This window comes from Streptomyces sp. NBC_01142, from assembly GCF_026341125.1.
In the GTDB taxonomy this organism is placed as follows: domain Bacteria; phylum Actinomycetota; class Actinomycetes; order Streptomycetales; family Streptomycetaceae; genus Streptomyces.
The window spans coordinates 3,118,902-3,137,299 of record NZ_JAPEOR010000001.1 but is presented as its reverse complement, the minus strand read 5'-3'; the positions used below and the strand labels follow the sequence as shown (position 1 = coordinate 3,137,299).

Sequence of the window (18,398 nt, the reverse complement as noted above, 5' to 3'; positions counted from 1 at the left end):
CGCGCCGGAGGCCGTCCTTCACCGCCGCTTGCCGAGGAAGTCGAGGATGTGCCCGAACACGTCGAGGGCGGCGCCCCGGCCGAGGAATGTATCGAGGTGACCGTAGCCGGGAATCTCGGTGTACGCCACGTCCAATTGCGGCTGCCGGTGGGCGAGCACCTCGTGGCAGAGCTTCTGGGAGTCCAGCCACAGGCCGTTCTCGCTGCCCGCGAGCAGCAGGACGGGGGTGTCGATGCGGGAGGCCGCGTCCAGTGCGTTGGGCGGCAGTGCCCGGTAGCGGTGGTCGCCGTCGTGCCAGCGCACCACGCTGCGGGCCAGCTCGATCCGGCGCAGGTGCGGCAGGATCCACAGCGGCGCGGGGCCGAGCAGCTCCGCGAGCCGGTTGTGGGTGGCCTCGGAGAGGTGCTCGTGCACGAACAGCGAGGCGCCGGTGCCCCACGCCGAGTTGTGCAGGATCTGACAGGTCGGATCCGGGCAACTCGCCTTCCGGGAGGCCAGCGCGAACAGCGGCGTGTACTTCGACCAGAAGCCCACCTTGCGGAAGTCGACCGGCACGTGATCGATCCGGGACTTCAGCAGCTCCCCGGCCACCGACATCCGAAGCGAGGTGCGGCCCGCGAGCTTCGGCGTCAGGAACACGCCCTGCGACACCACGCCCGCGAGTCCCGGCACCAGCCCCGCCGCCATGCTCAGCGACAACGTGAGCGAGCCGATGCAGTGCGCGACCACGAACAGCGGCCGGTCGCCGATGCGTTGCCGGATGTGGGCGACGGCCTCGGGGATGTCGTACAGGGCGACGTCGTCGTAGGTGTACTTCTGGCCGGTCTCGTTGTAGGGCAGTCGGCAGCTCCCCCGCCAGTCCAGCAGCCATGGTTCGTAGCCGTCGTCGAGGAGGACGTCGACGAGGTTGCGGGTCTCGGGCAGCAGGAACATGTCGGAGGACGCGGTGTGTCCGTGCAGGAGCAGCACGGCGGGCCGGTCCGCCTCGCCGCTGTCGATGCGGGTCAGGCCGAGCCGGACGCCGTCTCCCGCCCGGAAGGGGATCTCCTCGACGGCCGCCGGGTCGAGACGGTGGTGGAGCGGGCGCAGGGCCGTGGTGGTCCTGACCTTGCGGATCATCGGCCTGGCCTTGGAGTTCGTTGTTCTGAGGATCATCGGTTGCGCTCCGAAGAGGTCGGGGTGCGACGCAGGTCGAGCAGGTCCGCGGCGACCCGGGCGAAGGGGCCGAGCAGGCCGCGGCCCATCTCCAGGCCGAACCAGGCGAGCCAGGTCAGTTTGGCGGCCCGTTTCTCCTGGCTGGTCAGGCGCGGGTCGACCTTGATGCCGTCGATCTGGTCGCGTACGTAGCTGTCCGCGGGCACGACGACCTCGCCGGCCAGGACGGCAGCCTCGCCCTCGCGGCCGATCTCGACACTCAGCGCGCGGGTCTGCCGCCACACGTCGCGGCGGGCCCGGGCGTACTTGCGGCCGTCCAGCCACCAGCGCCCGCCGTCCGCGTCGCGCAACCACAGCCGGTAGCACAGGAGTTGGTGCCGCAGACCGTGCTGCTGCGGGATGCCTTCCTCGGGGCGGATCCAGACGTCGCCGCGCTCCACGACCAGCGGCTCGGGGTGCACCGCCGCACACATCAGCGTGCCGCTGACATCCACCCGGCGCTCCTTCACCAGCTGGTACATGCTCGCGATGGAGAGGGTGAGCGCCATCGAGCAGGGGGTGTCGGCGGGGGCGCCGACCGGGCCCAGGCTGCCCTCGGTCGTCTCGGAGAACCACAGGTACGGCTGGTCGTCCTTGTGCGGCAGCCGGGCGAGGCCGTCACCGGCGAGCCGCTCGAACGTCTTGAGCTGCGCCTGGGCGTCGTAGCGGGCCGCGCGCGGAAGCCCGAGCGCCTCGACGAACGCGGCGGTGCGCTCGTCGGTGGCCGCCGGGCCCTGCAGCGTCGCCTCGCACAGCTTGAGGGCGGTGGGACTCTGCAACACCCGTGTCAGAAAGGCCAGTTCGGGCACCGGGTCGGCCTCCAGGCGGGCCAGGGCGTCGGTGCGCCACTCGTCCCAGTCCTGTACGCGCACATGCATGCCGCCGAGCGCCATGTCCCGTACGACGCCGTCGAGGGTGTTGGGCACGCCGGTCAGGTTGTAGTCGTAGCCCCAGGCGTCGGGTTCGCAGATGACGCCGACCGCGACCCGGCTCACCCAGTCCACCGGGGCCGCATTCAGGTAGCGGAAGGCGGGCACGGTGCGGAAGCGGCCGAAGGCCGAGATGAGGCCGCTGCTGAGGTCCTGGGGGTTGTAGGCGCCGGTCCTGGTGTGGCCGCCGATGCCGCCCGGGCGCATCGCCGTGACCACCAGGCCGTGGTCGCGGGCACGCCGCAGCGCGACTTCGGCGGCCCACTTCGTCTGGTCGTAGCCCGCGATGAGGCGGTCGACGTGGGCGAGCGGGTCGTCCTCGCCCATGGAGGCGATGCCGACCTCGTTGAAGACCGCGATCGAGGAGATGTGGTGCAGTGGCTTGGGCCGGCCGGTCGCCGCCAGTTCGGCCAGGGTCAGCGCACCGAGGACATTGCTCTGCCGCAGCGACTGGTAGCCGCGCAGGAAGTCCACGGCCGCCGCCACGCCGACGACGCTGTCCAGCTCGTGGGCGAGCATGTCCCACACATCGTCGGACAGGCCCAGGTGCGGGCGCCGGATGTCGCCGGGGAGCACGGTCACCCGGCGGCGGATCTCCGACGACCAGGGCTGCTGGTAGCTCTGCAGCGCCTCGCCGAGCCGGGCGACGGCCGCCTCCTCGTCGGCTGCACGGACCAGGCAGTAGACATGGGCGTCGCTGTGCCGCAGCAGGTCGAGGAGCATGTGGCTGCCGAGGAAGCCGGTGGCGCCGGTCAGCAGGATCCGGCGTGGCGGCAGCGGCTCGGGCGAGCCGGTCCAGGGCAGGCGGTCGGCGAGGGAGAGGTCGGCAAGGATCTGGTCGAGGTCCTCGCGACGGGCTACGGAGTGGGCGGAGTCGCTGCTGCCGGGCAGGGGGATGGTCGCCGGTGGGGTGCGCGGAGACGGGACGGGGAGGGTGCCCGGCGCCGGGGCCGGGCGGGTGCCGGCGGCGGAGAGCGGGAGGGCGCCCGGGCGCGTCGAGGTGCCGGTCGCGGTGGTCACCCGGGTCGGGGTCGCCGGGACCGCCGGGGTTCCTGAAATGGCCGTGGTCGACGGGACGGCCGTGGTCCCGGTGGTCGAGAGCCAGCGCTGGGCGAGGCTGCGCGGCCGGGCGTCGGCGAACACGTCGTCCAGGCCGATTTCCAGGCCCAGCTCGCGCTCCAGCGCCGCGACGAGTTCCACGGCGTGCACGGAGGTGCCCCCGGCGTCGAAGAAATCGGTGTCGGGCGACAGGTGCCCGTCGGGCAGATAGCTGCCCGCCGCGGCGGCGATGGCGGCGGCCAGGCCGTCCACATCCTGGGTCGGAGTGGCGCCGGCAGCGGAATCCGTACCGGTGCCGGTCGGCTGGGGCACGGCGGTCGTCATGACCTTGGCCAGCAGGTCGGTCACGCTGAGCCCGGCCCCGCCCCGCTCGATCGACTCGCCGGTCGGCCGCTGTCCGCCAAACGCCGACGCTTCCTCGTTCACGTCATGCATGAGAGCCCTTCATGGTGTGCGCTGTCCTTTCCATCACTGCCGGCGAAGGCCGGAGCCGGCCCGGTCACTGCTGCTGCTGCCAGGAGCGGAATGCCCGCAGGTGTTCCGGCGTGACCACGGTCTCCAGGCGCTCGTCGTCCTGGTCGCCGCCGCCGAGCGCGGCGAGGAGACGACGGGCCGGTACGTTGCGCGGGGTGCGCTCCGCCGTCAGCCGGACCTTCGCGCAGCCCAGCTCCTCGGCGCGGTCGGCCAGCCATTGCAACAGGTGTTCCTCGACACCTCGGCCGAGTGCCCGGCAGCTCATCATCCAGGCCAGTACGTCGAGTTGGCCGCCGTCCGGGCGGATGGCGAGCAGGCCGATCTGGCCGTAGTCACCGAAACGGTCGCGGGCCGCGGCCGTCCACACCTCGCCGTGCTCCCGCCACCGGGCGAGATCACCGCCGTCGGCCGACCGGGCGCGGAGGGTGAACTGGTTCGTACGGCGGTCGAGTTGCTCGGCCCGCTGGACGTCGGCGTCCGACAGGGCCCGGATGTCGACCTCCAGTTCCAACCGGTCGAGGAACTCCTCGAAACCGGCCTGCTCCTGGAGGGCGTCCCGTTCCCGCTCCTGCTCGTAGAAATGCGCCCGCAGTGAGTCCTCGGCCGTTGCCGCCGCCGGAACCAGCGGCCACAACCGGTCCAGGAACTCCTCGAGTTGAGCTGTCGGCGGGCAGGTCACCGACAGCACCTCCGGCAGCGCCGCCCGCACCCCCGCGATCTCGACCGGGTTGTCGTCGAGGAACAGGAAGCTGTCCAGACCGAGGTTGAGCGTGCGCGCCGCCTGCGCCAGACGGCCCGACTTCGGGCCCCACGCGGCGGAGAGCACGCTGAAGTGCTCCGCCTTCAGCAGGCTGTCCGGGCGATCCAGGACGGCCCGGACCGTGTCCTCGTCGTTGTTGCTGACCAGCGCCAGCAGCGCGCCGCCGGCACGCCACTGCAACAGCCTCCGTGCCAGCAGGGCACGCGGACCGGTCAGGTCCACCGCCTCCGGGCCGGTCTCCCCGGCCACCCCGCCCCACAGGGTCTCGTCACCGTCCACCGCGATCACCTTGGGCGCGGGGCGCCGCACCGCCCGTACGACCTCGGCCAGCCGGAGGGCAACCGCCGCCTGGAAGTGCGGGGTGAAGGGGAGGTGGGCCAGCTGCTCGGTCCGCTCGTCGAAGCGTTCTTCGACGGCGTGGTGCCGGGTCCAGTCGTCGGGGCGGAGCACCGCGATGCCGGGCAGCTCGGCCAGCTCGGCGGCGATTTCGCGCTCCCACCGCTCGAAGCGGTCATCGTTGCGCGAGGACGGCAGGAAGCCGACGATCAACGGCGTGCGGGTCCGCTCGGACAGCGCCCGCAGCGCGGCCGGGTACTCGGTGCGCAGCTGGGCGAGCAGCGCGTCGTCCACCGGGCCGAACCGTTCCAGGTCCGCCGCCCGCAACAGCACCGCACCCACCGCCGTAGAGGGGTCGGCGAAGACACCAGAGGGGTCCCGCAGGCTCGCGAGCGCCTGGTGGTACGGGGCTTCCGCGACCGTCACGCCGCCGTCCTGCGCCCCCTCGTTGACCGCCGTCTCGCACATCAACGGAAGGTTGCCGAGGGCGAAGGTGGCGGCGAGGGCGAGGGAGCGGCGCGGGGCGGCAGCGGGCTCGTCGGCGACCGGGGCTTCAGTCGTGGCCGGGGTTCCGGTCGTGGCGGGAGCTTCGGTCGTGGCGGGAGCGGCATCGATTGTCATACGCGTCGTCCGAACCGGTGCCGTCGGATCCTCGACCGCCTCCACGAGCAGTCGCACGAACTCCTCCCCCAGCTCGCTGGAGGTCGCCGCGTCGAGGATGTCGAGGTTGTGGTCGAGCCGGATCCGGCCCGCGTCCGGGGTCATGGTGAGCATCAGGTCGAGGTCGGAGTAGCCCGTCCCGGCCGGCAGCACCTCCAGGTTGGCGAGGCTGCCCGCGGAGGAGCGTACGTAGTTGAAGTACACCTCGACGAGCGGCGCGTTCGCCCGGTACAGCCCCTGCTGGGCCAGCGTCGACAGGACGTCCGAGAACATGGCGCCCTTCGCGAGGACCCGGTCGAGGCGGCCGTCGGTGCGGCGCAGCACCTCCTCGATCCGCTCACCCGCCCCGGCCCCGGCCGGGAACGGCACCGGCACTCCGAAGAAGCCCACCGCGTCGTACGCGTCGACGTGGATGCGCGTGTCCACGGGCACGGCGAGCACGAAGCGCTCGCGCTCCCGCTTCCGCGCCAGCAGCACGGTCAGCGTGCCGAGACAGAAGGCGGCGGGCGTGATGGCGAGCCTGCTCGCGGCTGCCGACACTCGCTCCATGAGCCCGTCGGGGATCGCCACGGTCACGCTGCCGGCCCGGTACGATCGCGCCGCGGGGCGCGGCCGGGCGAGCGTCAGGTCGAGACGGGCGCTGCCGTGGAAGGCCTCGCGCCACTCCGCGGCGCCGGTGCCGGGCCCGGCACCGGTCTGCTGGGGATGCTGGGCCTCGATCAGCAGGTCGATGTCCCGGTTGGTGACGGCGTCGCCGAGCGGGATGCCGGACAGCTCGGCGTCGATCTCCCCTGCCACGAGCAGCAGCGACTGCAGATCGCTCACCGCGTGGTGTGCGCCGAACACCAGGATCTGACCCCGTGCACCGCCGTCGAACAGTTCGAACCTCCACAGCGAGGGGTTCGCCAGGTCGAACGGCGGCTCCAGCAGCTGACTCAGCCGGTCGGCGGTGTCGAGTTCGGCATCGGCTGCCACGCCTGTCCAGCGCAGCACCGGTTGCGCCAACTCCCGGTCCACCCGCAGCTGCCGCCCGTGTCCGTCGCCGGTGACGATCGCGGTGCGCAGGGCCGCGTGCCGTCCCGCGAGCCGGGTGAGGATGTCGGTGAGCGTCTCGCGAGTGGTCGGCGCGGTGAGCCGTACGGCCAGGCCGACGGCGTGCGCCGCGTCCGGCATGCCCGGCTGGGCACTGCGCAACAGCCGTACGACATCGCGGGTCGCGGGCCGCAGTTCGCTGCCGGGCACCTCGGAGGTGACGTCAGCCTGCTGCTCCCCACCCTGCGCCGCGGTGTCGCGCTCGGGCAGGGCCGCGCCCAGCGCCCGTGCGAGTCCGCGGATGTCGGACGCCGAGAACACCTCGGCAGCCGGGAGTTCGACGCCCAGCTCGCGGGCGAAGGCATTGCGCAGCCGCACCAGCATGAGGGAGTCCATGCCCAGTTCCTTGAGGGCCGTGGTCGCGGACGCGTCCACGGCACCTCCGGAGACTTCGCCGACCCTGGCCCGTACGTACGCTTCGAGCCATGCGGCGCGGTCGTGGCCGGTCGTCGCCGCGAACACCTTCTTGACGAGGTCGTCCGAGGCCGCCGTCCCCGTCGGGACGGTGACCAGGTCGCCCAGGATCGGGCGGGTGCGCGTCGCGTCCGGGTCGAGCGCCAGCATCTCCCAGTCCAGGGCGATGGGCGCGAGCTGGCGGCGGGCCGTGGCCAGCACCCGCTCGAACAGCTCGCCGCCCTCCTGCGCGGAGAGCCCGACCAGACCCGACCGGCTGGTCTCGGCGGCCCGGGTACCGGACTCGGAGACCATGCCGACGCCCGTCCAGGCACCCCAGTCCAGGCTCAGCGCCCGGCGGTCGGTACGGGAGAGATGGTGCGCCCAGGCGTCGAGGAAGGCGTTCGCCGCCGAGTACGGACTCTGTCCGGCCGAGCCGAGGACACCGGCCGCCGAGGCGAAGAGGACCAGGTTCTCGGCTTCCGGGATCAGCTCCGTGAGCAGGGTGGTGCCCAGGACCTTGGGGGCGAGCACGCGCAGTACTCGTTCGCCGGTCAGGTTCGCCACCGTGGCGTCGTCGAGGACACCGGCCGCGTGGACGACGCCGGCGATGGGTCCGGCTGCACGTCGTACGGCGTCCAGGGCGGCCGTCAGGCCGTTCCGGTCGGCGACGTCGGCGCGGGCGAGGTGCACGGTGACGCCGCGCTCTTCGAGACCCTTGATCCAGTTCGCCGCGTCCGTGGTGGGCTTGCCCCGGCTCATCAGGGCCAGTCGGCGGGCACCCCGGCTCACCAGTCGCTCGGCGACGACGCGGCCGAGGCCGCCCAGACCACCGGTGATCAGGTACACACCGTCCGGGGTGACGGCGCCGTGGCCGCCGTCGTCCGGGCGGGTGCGGGCCAGGCGCGGCACCAGGCGGCCCGGCTCCCGCAGCGCGACCAGCCGTTCGTCGTCCGCGTGCCGCAACTGCGTCCACAAGGCGTCGACGCCGTCCGTGGGCGGCAAGTCGACCAGCGTGGTCGACAGCTCCGGGTACTCCTGTGCCACCGAGAGACCGAAGCCCCAGGCGAGCGCCTGCTGAGGGTGCGTCACCTGCATGCTGTCACCGGCGGCCTGGCTGCCGCGTACGACCACGAACAGGCGGGGGGCCCGGCCGTGCGGACGGTCGGCGAGCGTCCGCACCAGGTGCAGGGTGCTCAGGCAGCACAGCCGGGCCGCCTCCTGGGCCGTACGGGCATCCCCGATCGCCGGAGCGTCGAGCGCCGACAGCTGGACCACCCGCTCGGGCAACCCGTCCGCGAAGGCCTCGTCGAGCAGCCGGGCCAGATGCTGCGGATCGGCCGGATCGAGCACGTACCGGCCGGGCCCCTCGACGCCGAACGCCTCACCCCTGCGGGCGATCACATGCGGCTCCGAGGAGCCCAGCCGCTCGGCGAGTTCGGCGGCCACGCCCGTCTCGTCCGCCAGGATCAGCCAACTGCCCCGGTCGGGCGGCTCCTGCGCGACCGGGCGCGGCTGCCAGCGGGTCTCGAAGAGCGCGCCGTCCAGCGGCGAGAGCGCAGCGAGCTCGACGTCCAGTGCCTCCAGGACCAGTTGCTCGTTCTCGTCCAGCAGACGCAGGTCCAGGGTCGCGGTGTCGCCGTCCACGGAATGGAGGTGGCAGGTCACCCACACAGGCGTAGTGCGCAGCCCGGTGAACCGCAGCCGTCCGACCCCGGCGGGCACGAACGCCCGGCCCTCGGGCGCGTCGCCCGGCAGGGCGGCCGCGTGGAAGGCGGCGTCGAGGACCGCGGGGTGCAGCAGATGACCGGCGGCGGGCCTGTCGGCCAGCCGGCCGAGCGCCGCGGAGTCCGTGCGGTGGCCCTTCTCCAGGCCCCGGAAGGAGGGACCGTAGTCAATGCCGAGAGCGGTCAACCGGGCGTAGACATCCGGCAGGTCCACCTCCTGCACACACCGCTCGCGCAGCGCGGCGAGCCCCTCTCCCGTATCGGCGGCGGCTTCGGCCGGGGTGACTGCGACGCGTCCGCTGACGTGCCGCTCCCACCGCGTACGGCGCTCACCGGTGGCCGCCGAGGCGATGGTGAAGTGCCGGAAGCCGTCCTCGGCGGGCCGCAGGACCAGTTGCAGCCGTACGGGCTTCTCCGCGTCCAGACGCAGCGGCTGTACGAATCTGACGTCGGCCAGCCGGACGTCGCCGCCGTCCTGCAGCGCGGCCGCCGCCTCCAGGGCCATGTCGAGGAAGGCGGCGCCGGGCAGCCAGACCTCGCCGGTGACCTGGTGGTCGGTCAGATAGGCGAAACGGCTGTCGCGCAGGTCTATTTCGCTCTGGAAGAGGTGCCGGTCGGGTTCGTCGCTGGCCTCGACGTGCGTACCGAGGAGCGGCGAACCGCCTGTTGCGGTGGCGGGTGCGGGTGCGAGCCAGTGGCGCTCGCGGGCGAACGCGTACGTGGGCAGGCCGACTCGGCGGCCCTCCGGGAACAGCACCGGCCAGTCGGGCGTGTGCCCCGCCGCGTACATCTCCCCCAGCCTGCGCAGCAGAACGCCGCGCCCGTCCTGCTGGCGGCGCAGCGAGCCGACGCCGACCGCGTCGATCCCGGCCTCGGCCGCCACCGCCTCGATCGACGCGGTGAGCGACGGGTGCGGGCTCAGCTCCACGAAGTAGCGGTAGCCGTCGTCCAGCATCCGTCGGATCGCGTCCGCGAAGCGGACGGGTTGCCGGAGGTTGGCGTACCAGTACGCGGCGTCCAGCCGGTCACCGGGCACGGGCTCGGCCAGCACCGCCGAGTACAGCGGGGTCGGCGTCCGCCTGCCCCGGATGCCGGAGAACCGCTCGAGCAGTTCCTCGCGGAGCGGATCCATCATGGGGGTGTGCGAGGCGAACGGCGTCGACAGCCGTCGTGCGGAGATGTGCTGCTCGTCGAGGTGTCGTCGCAGCTCGGCCAGGGCGTCGGCGTCGCCGGAGACGGCAGTGGAGTGCGCGCTGTTGACCGCCGCGACGAACAGCCGGTCCGCGTACGGCGCGAGCAGCTCCTCGATCTGTGTGCGCGGCAGCTCCACGGCCAGCATTCCGCCCTGCCCGACCAGCGGTACGACCGCCTCGGCACGCCCGGTCACCACGGCCACGGCGTCGTCCAGGGTGAGGGCGCCCGCGCTGTACGCGGCGGCTATCTCGCCCAGGCTGTGCCCGACCACGGCGTCCGGGGCGACGCCGAGCGCACGCCAGGCGGCGGCCAGCGCCGCGTTGACCGCGAACAGCACCGGCTGAAGGAACTCGGTCCGGTTGAGGGGGGCGATTTCCTCCGGCGCCCGCAGCACAGTGAGCACCGACCAGCCGACGTGACGGCGTACTGCCTCGTCGATACGGGCCAGCTCCTCCCGGAAGGCCTCCGAGTCGGCCATCAACTCCACGCCCATGCCCGGCCATTGACCACCGTGTCCGGCGAAGACGAAGGCCACCTTGCCCGTGTGCTCCTCGCGAGGCGCTGCCAGGGGTGCCCGTCCGGCCGCCAACGCGTGCAGCGCGGCGCGCAGTTCGTCCCGGTCGCCCGCCACGATCGCCGCGCGCCGCTCGAAGTGGCTGCGGTGCCGTGCCAGGGTGTGGGCGACGTCCGGCAGGTCGGTGCCTTCGGTCACGTACCGGGCCAGCTGCGCGGCCTGCCCCCGCACGGCGGCCTCACTGCGGCCGGACAGCACGAACAGCCGCTTCCCCGGTGTGACGTCGCCCTTCGGCTCCGCCTCGACCCGCGGGGCCTCCTCCACGATGACATGCGCGTTGGTTCCGCTGATCCCGAAGGCGCTCACGCCGGCGCGCCGTACCCGCTCCCCCGACGACGGCCAGGCCACCGCCTCCTGCAGCAGATCCAGCCCGCTGCCGTCCCAGTCGATGTGCCTGCTGGGCGTGCCGGCGTGCAGGGTGGCCGGCAGGGTCTGGTGGTGCAGCGACTGCACCACCTTGATCAGCCCGGCCACACCCGAAGCCGCCTGTGCATGACCGATGTTGGACTTGAGCGAGCCCAGGTACAGGGGGCGGCCGTGCGGACGCGAGTCGCCGAAGACCTCCGCCAGGGCGTTCGCCTCGATCGGGTCGCCCAGCGTCGTCCCCGTCCCGTGCGCCTCCACGTAGTCGATGTCGGTGGCTTCGAGCCCGGACAGCTCCAGCGCCCGCCGGATCACCTGTTCCTGAGCCGGACCGTTCGGCGCGGACAGCCCCTGGCTGCGGCCGTCCTGGTTGACGGCCGTGCCGCGCAGCACCGCCAGCACCTCGTCACCGTCACGCCGCGCGTCACTCAGGCGCTTCAGGACGACCATGCCCGCGCCCTCGGCCCAGATGGCGCCGTCGGCCTCGTCGGAGAAGGAACGGCAGCGGCCGGTCGGGGACAGACCCCGCAGGCGGCTGAACTCCACGAAGGTCTGCGGCGTCACCATCAGCGTCACGCCGCCGGCGAGCGCCAGGTCGCACTCGCCCGACCGCAGCGCCTGCGCCGCCAGGTGCGTCGCCACGAGCGACGACGAGCACGCCGTGTCCACCGTCAACGCCGGGCCGTTGAGCCCCAGCGCGTACGCGAGCCGGCCCGAGGCCACGCTCAGCGCCGACCCCGTACCGACGTACCCGTCCAGCTGGTCGAGCCGGGAGCCCGCCAGGTAGTCGCTGCCGAACATGCCGACGTACACACCGGTGGTGCTCCCCGCCAGCCCGGCGGGCACGATCCCCGCGTGCTCCAGCGCCTCCCACGCCGTCTCCAGCAGCAGTCGCTGCTGCGGGTCCATGGCTGCCGCCTCCTTCGGAGTGATCCCGAAGAAGCCCGCATCGAAGGACTCGATGTCGCCGAGGAAGCCGCCTTCCCGGACGTACGACTTGCCCATGACCTCCGGGTCGGGGTCGTACAGGGACTCCACGTCCCAGCGTCCCGCCGGGAACGGGCCCACCGCGTCACGGCCCTCCGCGACCAGGCGCCAGAGGTCTTCCGGATCGTTCACTCCGCCCGGCAGGCGGCATGCCATGGCCACCACGGCCACCGGCTCGTCGGGTGCCGACGCCGTGCGGATCCGCTGCCTGTCGGGCGCGGCCCGACGGGGCGTACGGCCGCCCGTCGCGAGTGCGGTGGTCAGCAGGTACTCGGCGAGCCGGGCCGCGGTGGGGTGGTCGAACAGCAAGGTGGCGGGGAGTTTGGCGCCGATGCGGGTGCCGATGCGGCTGCGGAGTTCGACCGCCGTCAACGAGTCCATGCCGAGTTCGCGCAGCGGCTGGTCGGGGCGGACGGACTCCGCTGAGCGCAGGCCCAGGGCGCGGGAGGCCTCTTCGCGGACCAGGGCCAGGACGCGTGCGGCGCGTTCGGTCTCCGGCAGCCGGGCCAGGCGGCCGGCCAGGCCGTCGCCGCCGTCCTGGCCGGTGCGGGGCGCGGGCAGCAGCGAGCGCCACAGGGCCGCCGTGGCGCCGCCTGCGACCGCCGCGGTCCCCCACATGCGGGGCAGGTCCAGGGCCCAGGCGACCAGGTGCGGTGCGCCTCGCCGCAGGGACAGTTCGACGAGGTCCCGGCCCTGGTCGGGGGTGAGGGCGCGGTGGCCGAGGCGGGCCATCCGCTCCAGGTCGGCGTGTTCGGCGGCCAGTCCCTCGCCCGCCCAGGCGCCGAAGGAGACCGAGACGCCGGGCAGGCCCAAGGCCCTTCGGTGATGGGCCAGTTGGTCGAGGAAGGTGTTGGCCGCCGCGTAGTTGCTCTGGCCCGCGTTGCCGACGACGCCGGCGGCCGAGGAGACCAGCAGGAAGAGGTCGAGCGGCGCGTCGGCGGTGAGCCGGTGCAGGTGGGCGGCGCCGTCGACCTTGGGGCGCAGCACCTGCGCGAGGCGTTCGGGCGTCAGGTCGGCGACCACGCCGTCGGCCAGGACGCCGGCACAGTGCACAACGCCGCGCAGCGGCAACTCGTCGCCGGCACGGGCGAGTACGCCGGCCACGGCCGTAGCGTCGGCGACGTCGCACGCCGCCACTTCGATGTCGGCACCGAGCGCGGTCAGTTCCGCGGTGACCTCGGCGGTGCGCGGGTCGTCGGCGCCCCGGCGGGACGTCAGCAGCAGGCGGGGGACGCCGTGGCCGGCGAGGAGCCGGGCGATGTGCCGGCCGACCGCGCCCAGACCGCCGGTGATCAGCACTGTGCCGTCGGTGGGCACCAGGGTGGGCCGCCCGACCAGGTCGAGGACGACGGGGCCGCCGGATGCGATCCGCCGCCGTATCGCCTCGCGTGCGGCGGTGACGGGCAGGACCTGGGCGCGTGCGGGACGCGTCTGTCCGGCGGCGACCGACGCGACAGCCGCGGCAAGGGCCGCGCCGAGCTGTTCGCGGCCGGGCGCGGCGGCTTCGGCGGCGACGGCGTGGTCGAGGGGCACGTGGGCAAGGGGCAGGGCGGCCGCGGTGGTGAACGGCAGGTCGTCCGGGAGCACCGTGACCAGCCGGGCGTCGGCGAGCGCCTCGGAGCCGGGCGCGGTGTCGGTGAGAGCGACGACCCGCAGGCCGGGGGCGAGTCCCTCGACGCCGGCGCCGACCTCGGTGAGCACGCCGGCGCACTCGGCGAGCAGTGCTTCGTCACCCGGGACGGGGGCCGCAGTGGGGTGCAGACGGGCCGCGTGCACCTGGATCCTCACCTGGCCGGGGGCCAAGGCCCGGGGCGCCACCGCGCGCAGTGTCACATCCGCCGGTTGGCCCGCCAGCTCGTACTGGTCCCCGGCCGGGATCCGCAACTCGTCCTTGGCACGGGCGCGCACCAGCCGCGGGACGAGCAACGCGCCCGCACGGAGGGCGAGTTCGGGCTCGTCGGCGTAGGCGACGGCAGCGAGCAGTGCGTTCGCGGGGGCGTAGCCCTCCCGGTCTGAGCCCTCGAAGTCTGAGCCCTCGAAGTCTGAGCCCTCGAGGTCGAGCAGGGTCAGCCCGAGGTCCGGGTGTTCGGTGCGGGTGCTGCGGGCCAGGCCCCACAGCACCGACTGGGCCAGGCCCGGCACGGTGTCCCCGTCGCCGGCCGCGACCGCGCCGCAGGTCACCCAGACGGTCCGGGCGGGCGCCTCATCCTGCGGGAGGGCGATCAGCGCCTGCAGTTCAGCCAGCGCTGTGGCCGCCAACTCCTGTGCCTCGGCAGCCGGTTCGGCATCCGACGCCCGGCGCGGCCAGAACCGTACGAGGACGTCGGCGCCCGCTTCACGCAGCTGGATCCCCGCCGCCTCAAGGCCTCGCAGGGCCACCGCGACCTCGGGGGCCGTGAGGTCGCCGAGGACGGCCCACTCGGTGCCCGGCGCCCCGGCGGGCTCTTCGGGCAGGGCCGTCCACGCCACCTCGTACAGGTGCCGGCCGTTCTCCGAGCCGCCGTTCAGGTCCGCCGGGTCCGCGGCCCGCAGCCGTACGCCCTCCAGGCGGCCCGCCGGGAGACCGTCGGCGTCCCACAGCGTCACGTCCAGTGTGAGGTCCGTCCCGGTGCCGCCCGACCTCCGTACGGACGCGATGAGGTCACTCGCGCCACCGGGCGGCAGGACACAGCGGCCCACCGCGACCGGCAGCAGCACCCGGCCGTCGGACGCGTCGGACGTATCGAACACAGCGGCCACGTGCAGCGCGGCGTCCAGCAGCGCCGGGTGGACCGGGTACGGGTCGGCCGCGTCGCGGGCCACGGACGGCAGCGAGAGCCGGGCCAGCAGCTCACCGTCGCCGGTCGTGACCGCCGACCGTACGCCCTGGAAGGCCGGGCCGTAGCCGAGGCCGAGCCCGGCGAGCCGCTCGTACGTCTGCGGGCTCCAGGCCGGCTCGGCCGCCTCCGGCCACACCGGCGGCGGTCCGGCCGCCACCGGAGCGGGCTCGGACGCCGACGCGGTGGCGTGCAGGGTCCACCCCCTGGCTTCCGCCTCCTGGGAGTGCGGACGGCTGTGCACGGTGATCTCCGGTACGGGACCGGCAGTGACCACCTCGATGGACACCTCGGCCGTGCCGGACTCGGGCAGTGTGAGGGGCGAGAGGAGAAGCAGGTCGGTGACGTCACCCGGATCGTCCGGGCAGGCCACGGCGAGCGCGGCGCGGCACAGCTCCATCAGGGTCGTGCCCGACACCACTGTCCGCCCGAACACGGCGTGGTCGGGCAGCCAGTCGGCGGTGGCCGGGGACCACTCGTTGCGGAAGGTCCAGCGGGTCTCGTCCGCCGACTGCAGCTGGATGCCGAGCAGCGGGTGCGCAGCGCGGTCGAACAGACCGGGGGCACCGACGGCGGACTCGGGCTCGATCCAGTGGCGCTGCAGGTCCCAGGCGTACGTCGGCAGGTCCGCCGTTCCGGCATCCGCGACCAGGCGGCGCCAGTCGATCTGCCGTCCGTGGACGTGGAGTTCGGCGGCGGCCCGGTCCAGGCAGGCGGGCCCGTCCTCGTCGCGGCGGAGCGATCCGACGGCGACCAGGTCACGGGCTGTGTCTTCGGCAGCCCCGGCGTCTTCGGCGGCCCCGGCGTCTTCGGCGACCGTGCGCAGGGCGGTGAGCAGGGACGGGTGGGGGCTGAGTTCGACGAAGTACCGGTAGCCGTCGGCCGTCATGCGTTCCACGGTGGGCGCGAAGCGGACGGGTTCGCGCAGGTTGGTGTACCAGTAGTCGGCTTCCAGCTCCTCGGTGACCGGCTCGCCCAGGACCGTGGAGTACCAGGCGACGGACGTCGGGTACGTGGTGATGCCGTCGAGTTCGTCGAGGATCGCCCGCCGGACCGGCTCGACCTGGGCGCTGTGGGAGGCGTAGTCGACGTCGAGGCGGCGGACGAACACGTGCTGCCGGTCGAGGTCGGCGAGCAGAGCTTCGAGTGGCTCCAGGTCACCGGCGATCACCGTCGACCGGCCGCTGTTCACAGCAGCGACGGACACCCGGCCGCCGAGGTCGGCGAGGAGGGCCTCGACCTCGGTGTGCGGCAGGGCGACGACCGCCATGGTGCCGGTGCCGGACAGCTCGGTCAGGGCCTGGCTGCGCAGGGCGACCACCGCCGCAGCGTCGTTGAGGCTGAGCGCCCCGGCGACGCAGGCCGCGGCGACCTCGCCCTGGCTGTGCCCGATCACGGCATCGGGGCGTATGCCACGGGCCCGCCACACCGCTGCCAGGGACACGGTGACGGCGAAGAGGACGGGCTGGACGACGTCCACGCGGTCCAGGGACGGGGCGCCCGCGTCGCCGCGCAGGACGGCCGCCACCGACCACGTGGTGAACGGGCGCAGCGCGGCGTCGCACCGGTCGAGTTCGTCCGCGAACACCGGTGAGTGGTCCTGCAGATCGCGGGCCATGCCGGCCCACTGGGCGCCCTGGCCGGGGAAGACGAAGGCCAGCTTGCCCGGGAGAAGGGTCTGTTGGGGGCCGACGACCATGTCGGCGTCGGGCTGTCCCTCGGCCAGCCCGCGCAACGCGGTCAGCAGTTCGTCGCGGCTGCTCGTCTGGACGACGGCTCGGTGCTCGAAGTGCGTACGGTGGTGGGTCAGCGTTGCGGCCACGTCGGGCAGCGGCAACTGCGGCTGCGCCGCGAGCACTTCGAGGAGGCGGCCGGCCTGCCCCCGGAGGGCGGGGAGGGTGCGGGCGGAGAGCGGGAAGAGGGTCTTTGCGGGCAGTTCCGCGGTGGGCTCTTCGGCGGTCGGCTCCTGGGCAGGCTCGGGCTCGGCAGCCGACTGCTCCTCGGTCGACTGCTCCTCGGTCGGCTGCCCCGTGGTCGGCTGCTGGGCAGGCGGCTGCTGGGCAGGCGTCGGCGCGCCGGCCATCCGCGCCAGGTCCGAAGGCGCCTCCTCCAGAACCACATGCGCGTTCGTGCCGCTGATCCCGAACGCGCTCACCCCGGCGCGCCGCACCCGGTCGTCGCCTCGCGGCCACGCCTGGGCGCTGCTGTGCACGCGCAGGCCGCTGTCCGCCCACTCGACGTGCTCGGTCGGGGTATCGGCGTGCAGCGATGCCGGGAGCAGCTCATGGCCGAGGGCCAGTACCGTCTTGATGACGCCGCCGATGCCCGCCGCGGCCTGTGTGTGACCGATGTTGGACTTGAGGGAGCCGACGCCGAGCGGCCGGTCGGCCGGTCGCCCCGGTCCGAAGACGGCGGCCAGCGCCCCGCCCTCGATGGGGTCGCCGAGCCGCGTGCCCGTGCCGTGCGCCTCGACGTAGTCCAGGTCGTCCGGCCGGAGGCCGGCGGAGTCGAGCGCCGCGCGCAGCACCCGCTCCTGGGCGGGGCCGTTCGGGGCACTCAGGCCCTGGCTGCGGCCGTCCTGGTTGATCGCCGACCCCTTGACGACCGCAAGGACCCGGTCACCGTGCCGGCGCGCGTCCGCGAGCCGCTTGAGCAGCACCAGACCGCAGCCCTCGGCCCACACCACGCCGTCCGCGTCGGTCGAGAACGGGCTGCACTGCCCGGACGGCGACAGCCCGCGCAGCCTGCTGAACTCGACGTGTCCGCGCGGCGTCACCAGCAGCGTCGCACCGCCTGCCAGTGCGAGGTCGCACTCGCCGTTCGCCAGCGCCCGTGCTGCCAGGTGCAGGGCGACGAGGGAGGAGGAGCAGGCGGTGTCGACGGTCAGCGCCGGGCCCTGGAGTCCGAGGGTGTAGGCGATACGTCCGGAGGCCACGCTGGATGCCGAGCCCGTGCCGACGTGCCCGTCGAGCTGCTCCAGTCCGGCCGAGGCCAGGTATCCGCTGTCGTACAGGCCGATGTAGACGCCTGTGGAGCTGCCGTTCAGCGTCTCCGGGACGATGCCGGTGCGCTCGATGGCCTCCCAGGTGGTCTGCAGCAGCAGCCGCTGCTGCGGGTCCATGGCCGCGGCCTCGCGCGGCGAGATCCCGAAGAAGGACGCGTCGAAACGGTCGATGTCGCGGAGGAAGCCGCCGCGCAGGGTGTACGCCTTGCCGGTGGCCTCCGGGTCGGGGTCGTAGAGCCCCTGGGTGTCCCAACGGCCCGCGGGCACCTCGGCGATGGCGTCCTCGCCCTCGGCCAGCAGCCGCCACAGCGCCTCGGGGCTGTCGGCTCCGCCGGGGAAGCGGCAGGCCATGGAGATGATCGCGATGTCGTCGTCCGCCCGTCCGGGCGCTACCGTCGGCGCCGGGTCCGCCGCCACCGCGCCGGCGGGCCGTGCGTCGAAGACCACGTCGGCGATCGCCGCGATCGTCGGGTGGTTGAAGACGAGGGACGGCTCCAAAGACCGGCCGATCCGCGCCGAGAGGTCTGCGGCCAGCCTCACCAACTGAAGTGATCCCAGACCGAATTCGGCGATCGGCCGCTCCGGGTCGACGGCCAGCGGGTCGAGCCCGGCCGCCTCGGCGACGGCCGGCACCAGCCAGGCTCGCACGCCCTCGGGAGTCGTGATGGATATCTCGGGGAACTGCTTCGGGGTCTCGTTCGCAGGCATCTAGACAGGTGTCCTCGTGAACTCGGGCTCAGGCGGTTTCCGTACGACCGATGCGGCTGGTACGCCTGGGGTACGGCTGATGGCCGACGTACGGCGGATTCGGGCAACGTACGACCGTGGAACCGGCG

At 73.5% G+C, this 18,398-nt stretch carries 3 protein-coding genes; all 3 read right to left on the bottom strand.

The genetic code is table 11. The annotated features are described in order from the left end of the window. Positions 1-18: 18 nt before the first annotated feature. Positions 19-1,155: an alpha/beta hydrolase gene (locus OG883_RS14110; protein ID WP_266539913.1), complete on the bottom strand. Its 1,137-nt coding sequence runs from the start codon at positions 1,153-1,155 to the stop codon at positions 19-21. Continuing rightward, entirely contained in the window at positions 1,152-3,617 is a 2,466-nt protein-coding gene (locus OG883_RS14105) for a thioester reductase domain-containing protein (RefSeq protein WP_266539911.1), read from the bottom strand. The genes OG883_RS14110 and OG883_RS14105 overlap by 4 nt, the downstream gene beginning before the upstream one ends. A gap of 64 nt (positions 3,618-3,681) precedes the next feature. Next, positions 3,682-18,270, bottom strand: coding sequence for a type I polyketide synthase (locus tag OG883_RS14100; RefSeq protein ID WP_266539909.1), 14,589 nt, complete (start codon positions 18,268-18,270; stop codon positions 3,682-3,684). Between the last annotated feature and the right edge of the window lie 128 nt (positions 18,271-18,398).

What these genes read in the sequence shown, in the direction of transcription:
- OG883_RS14110 (WP_266539913.1), bottom strand. Translation starts at nt 1,155, where the DNA reads ATGATCCTCAGAACAACGAACTCCAAGGCCAGGCCGATGATCCGCAAG.
- OG883_RS14105 (WP_266539911.1), bottom strand. Translation starts at nt 3,617, where the DNA reads ATGCATGACGTGAACGAGGAAGCGTCGGCGTTTGGCGGACAGCGGCCG.
- OG883_RS14100 (WP_266539909.1), bottom strand. Translation starts at nt 18,270, where the DNA reads ATGCCTGCGAACGAGACCCCGAAGCAGTTCCCCGAGATATCCATCACG.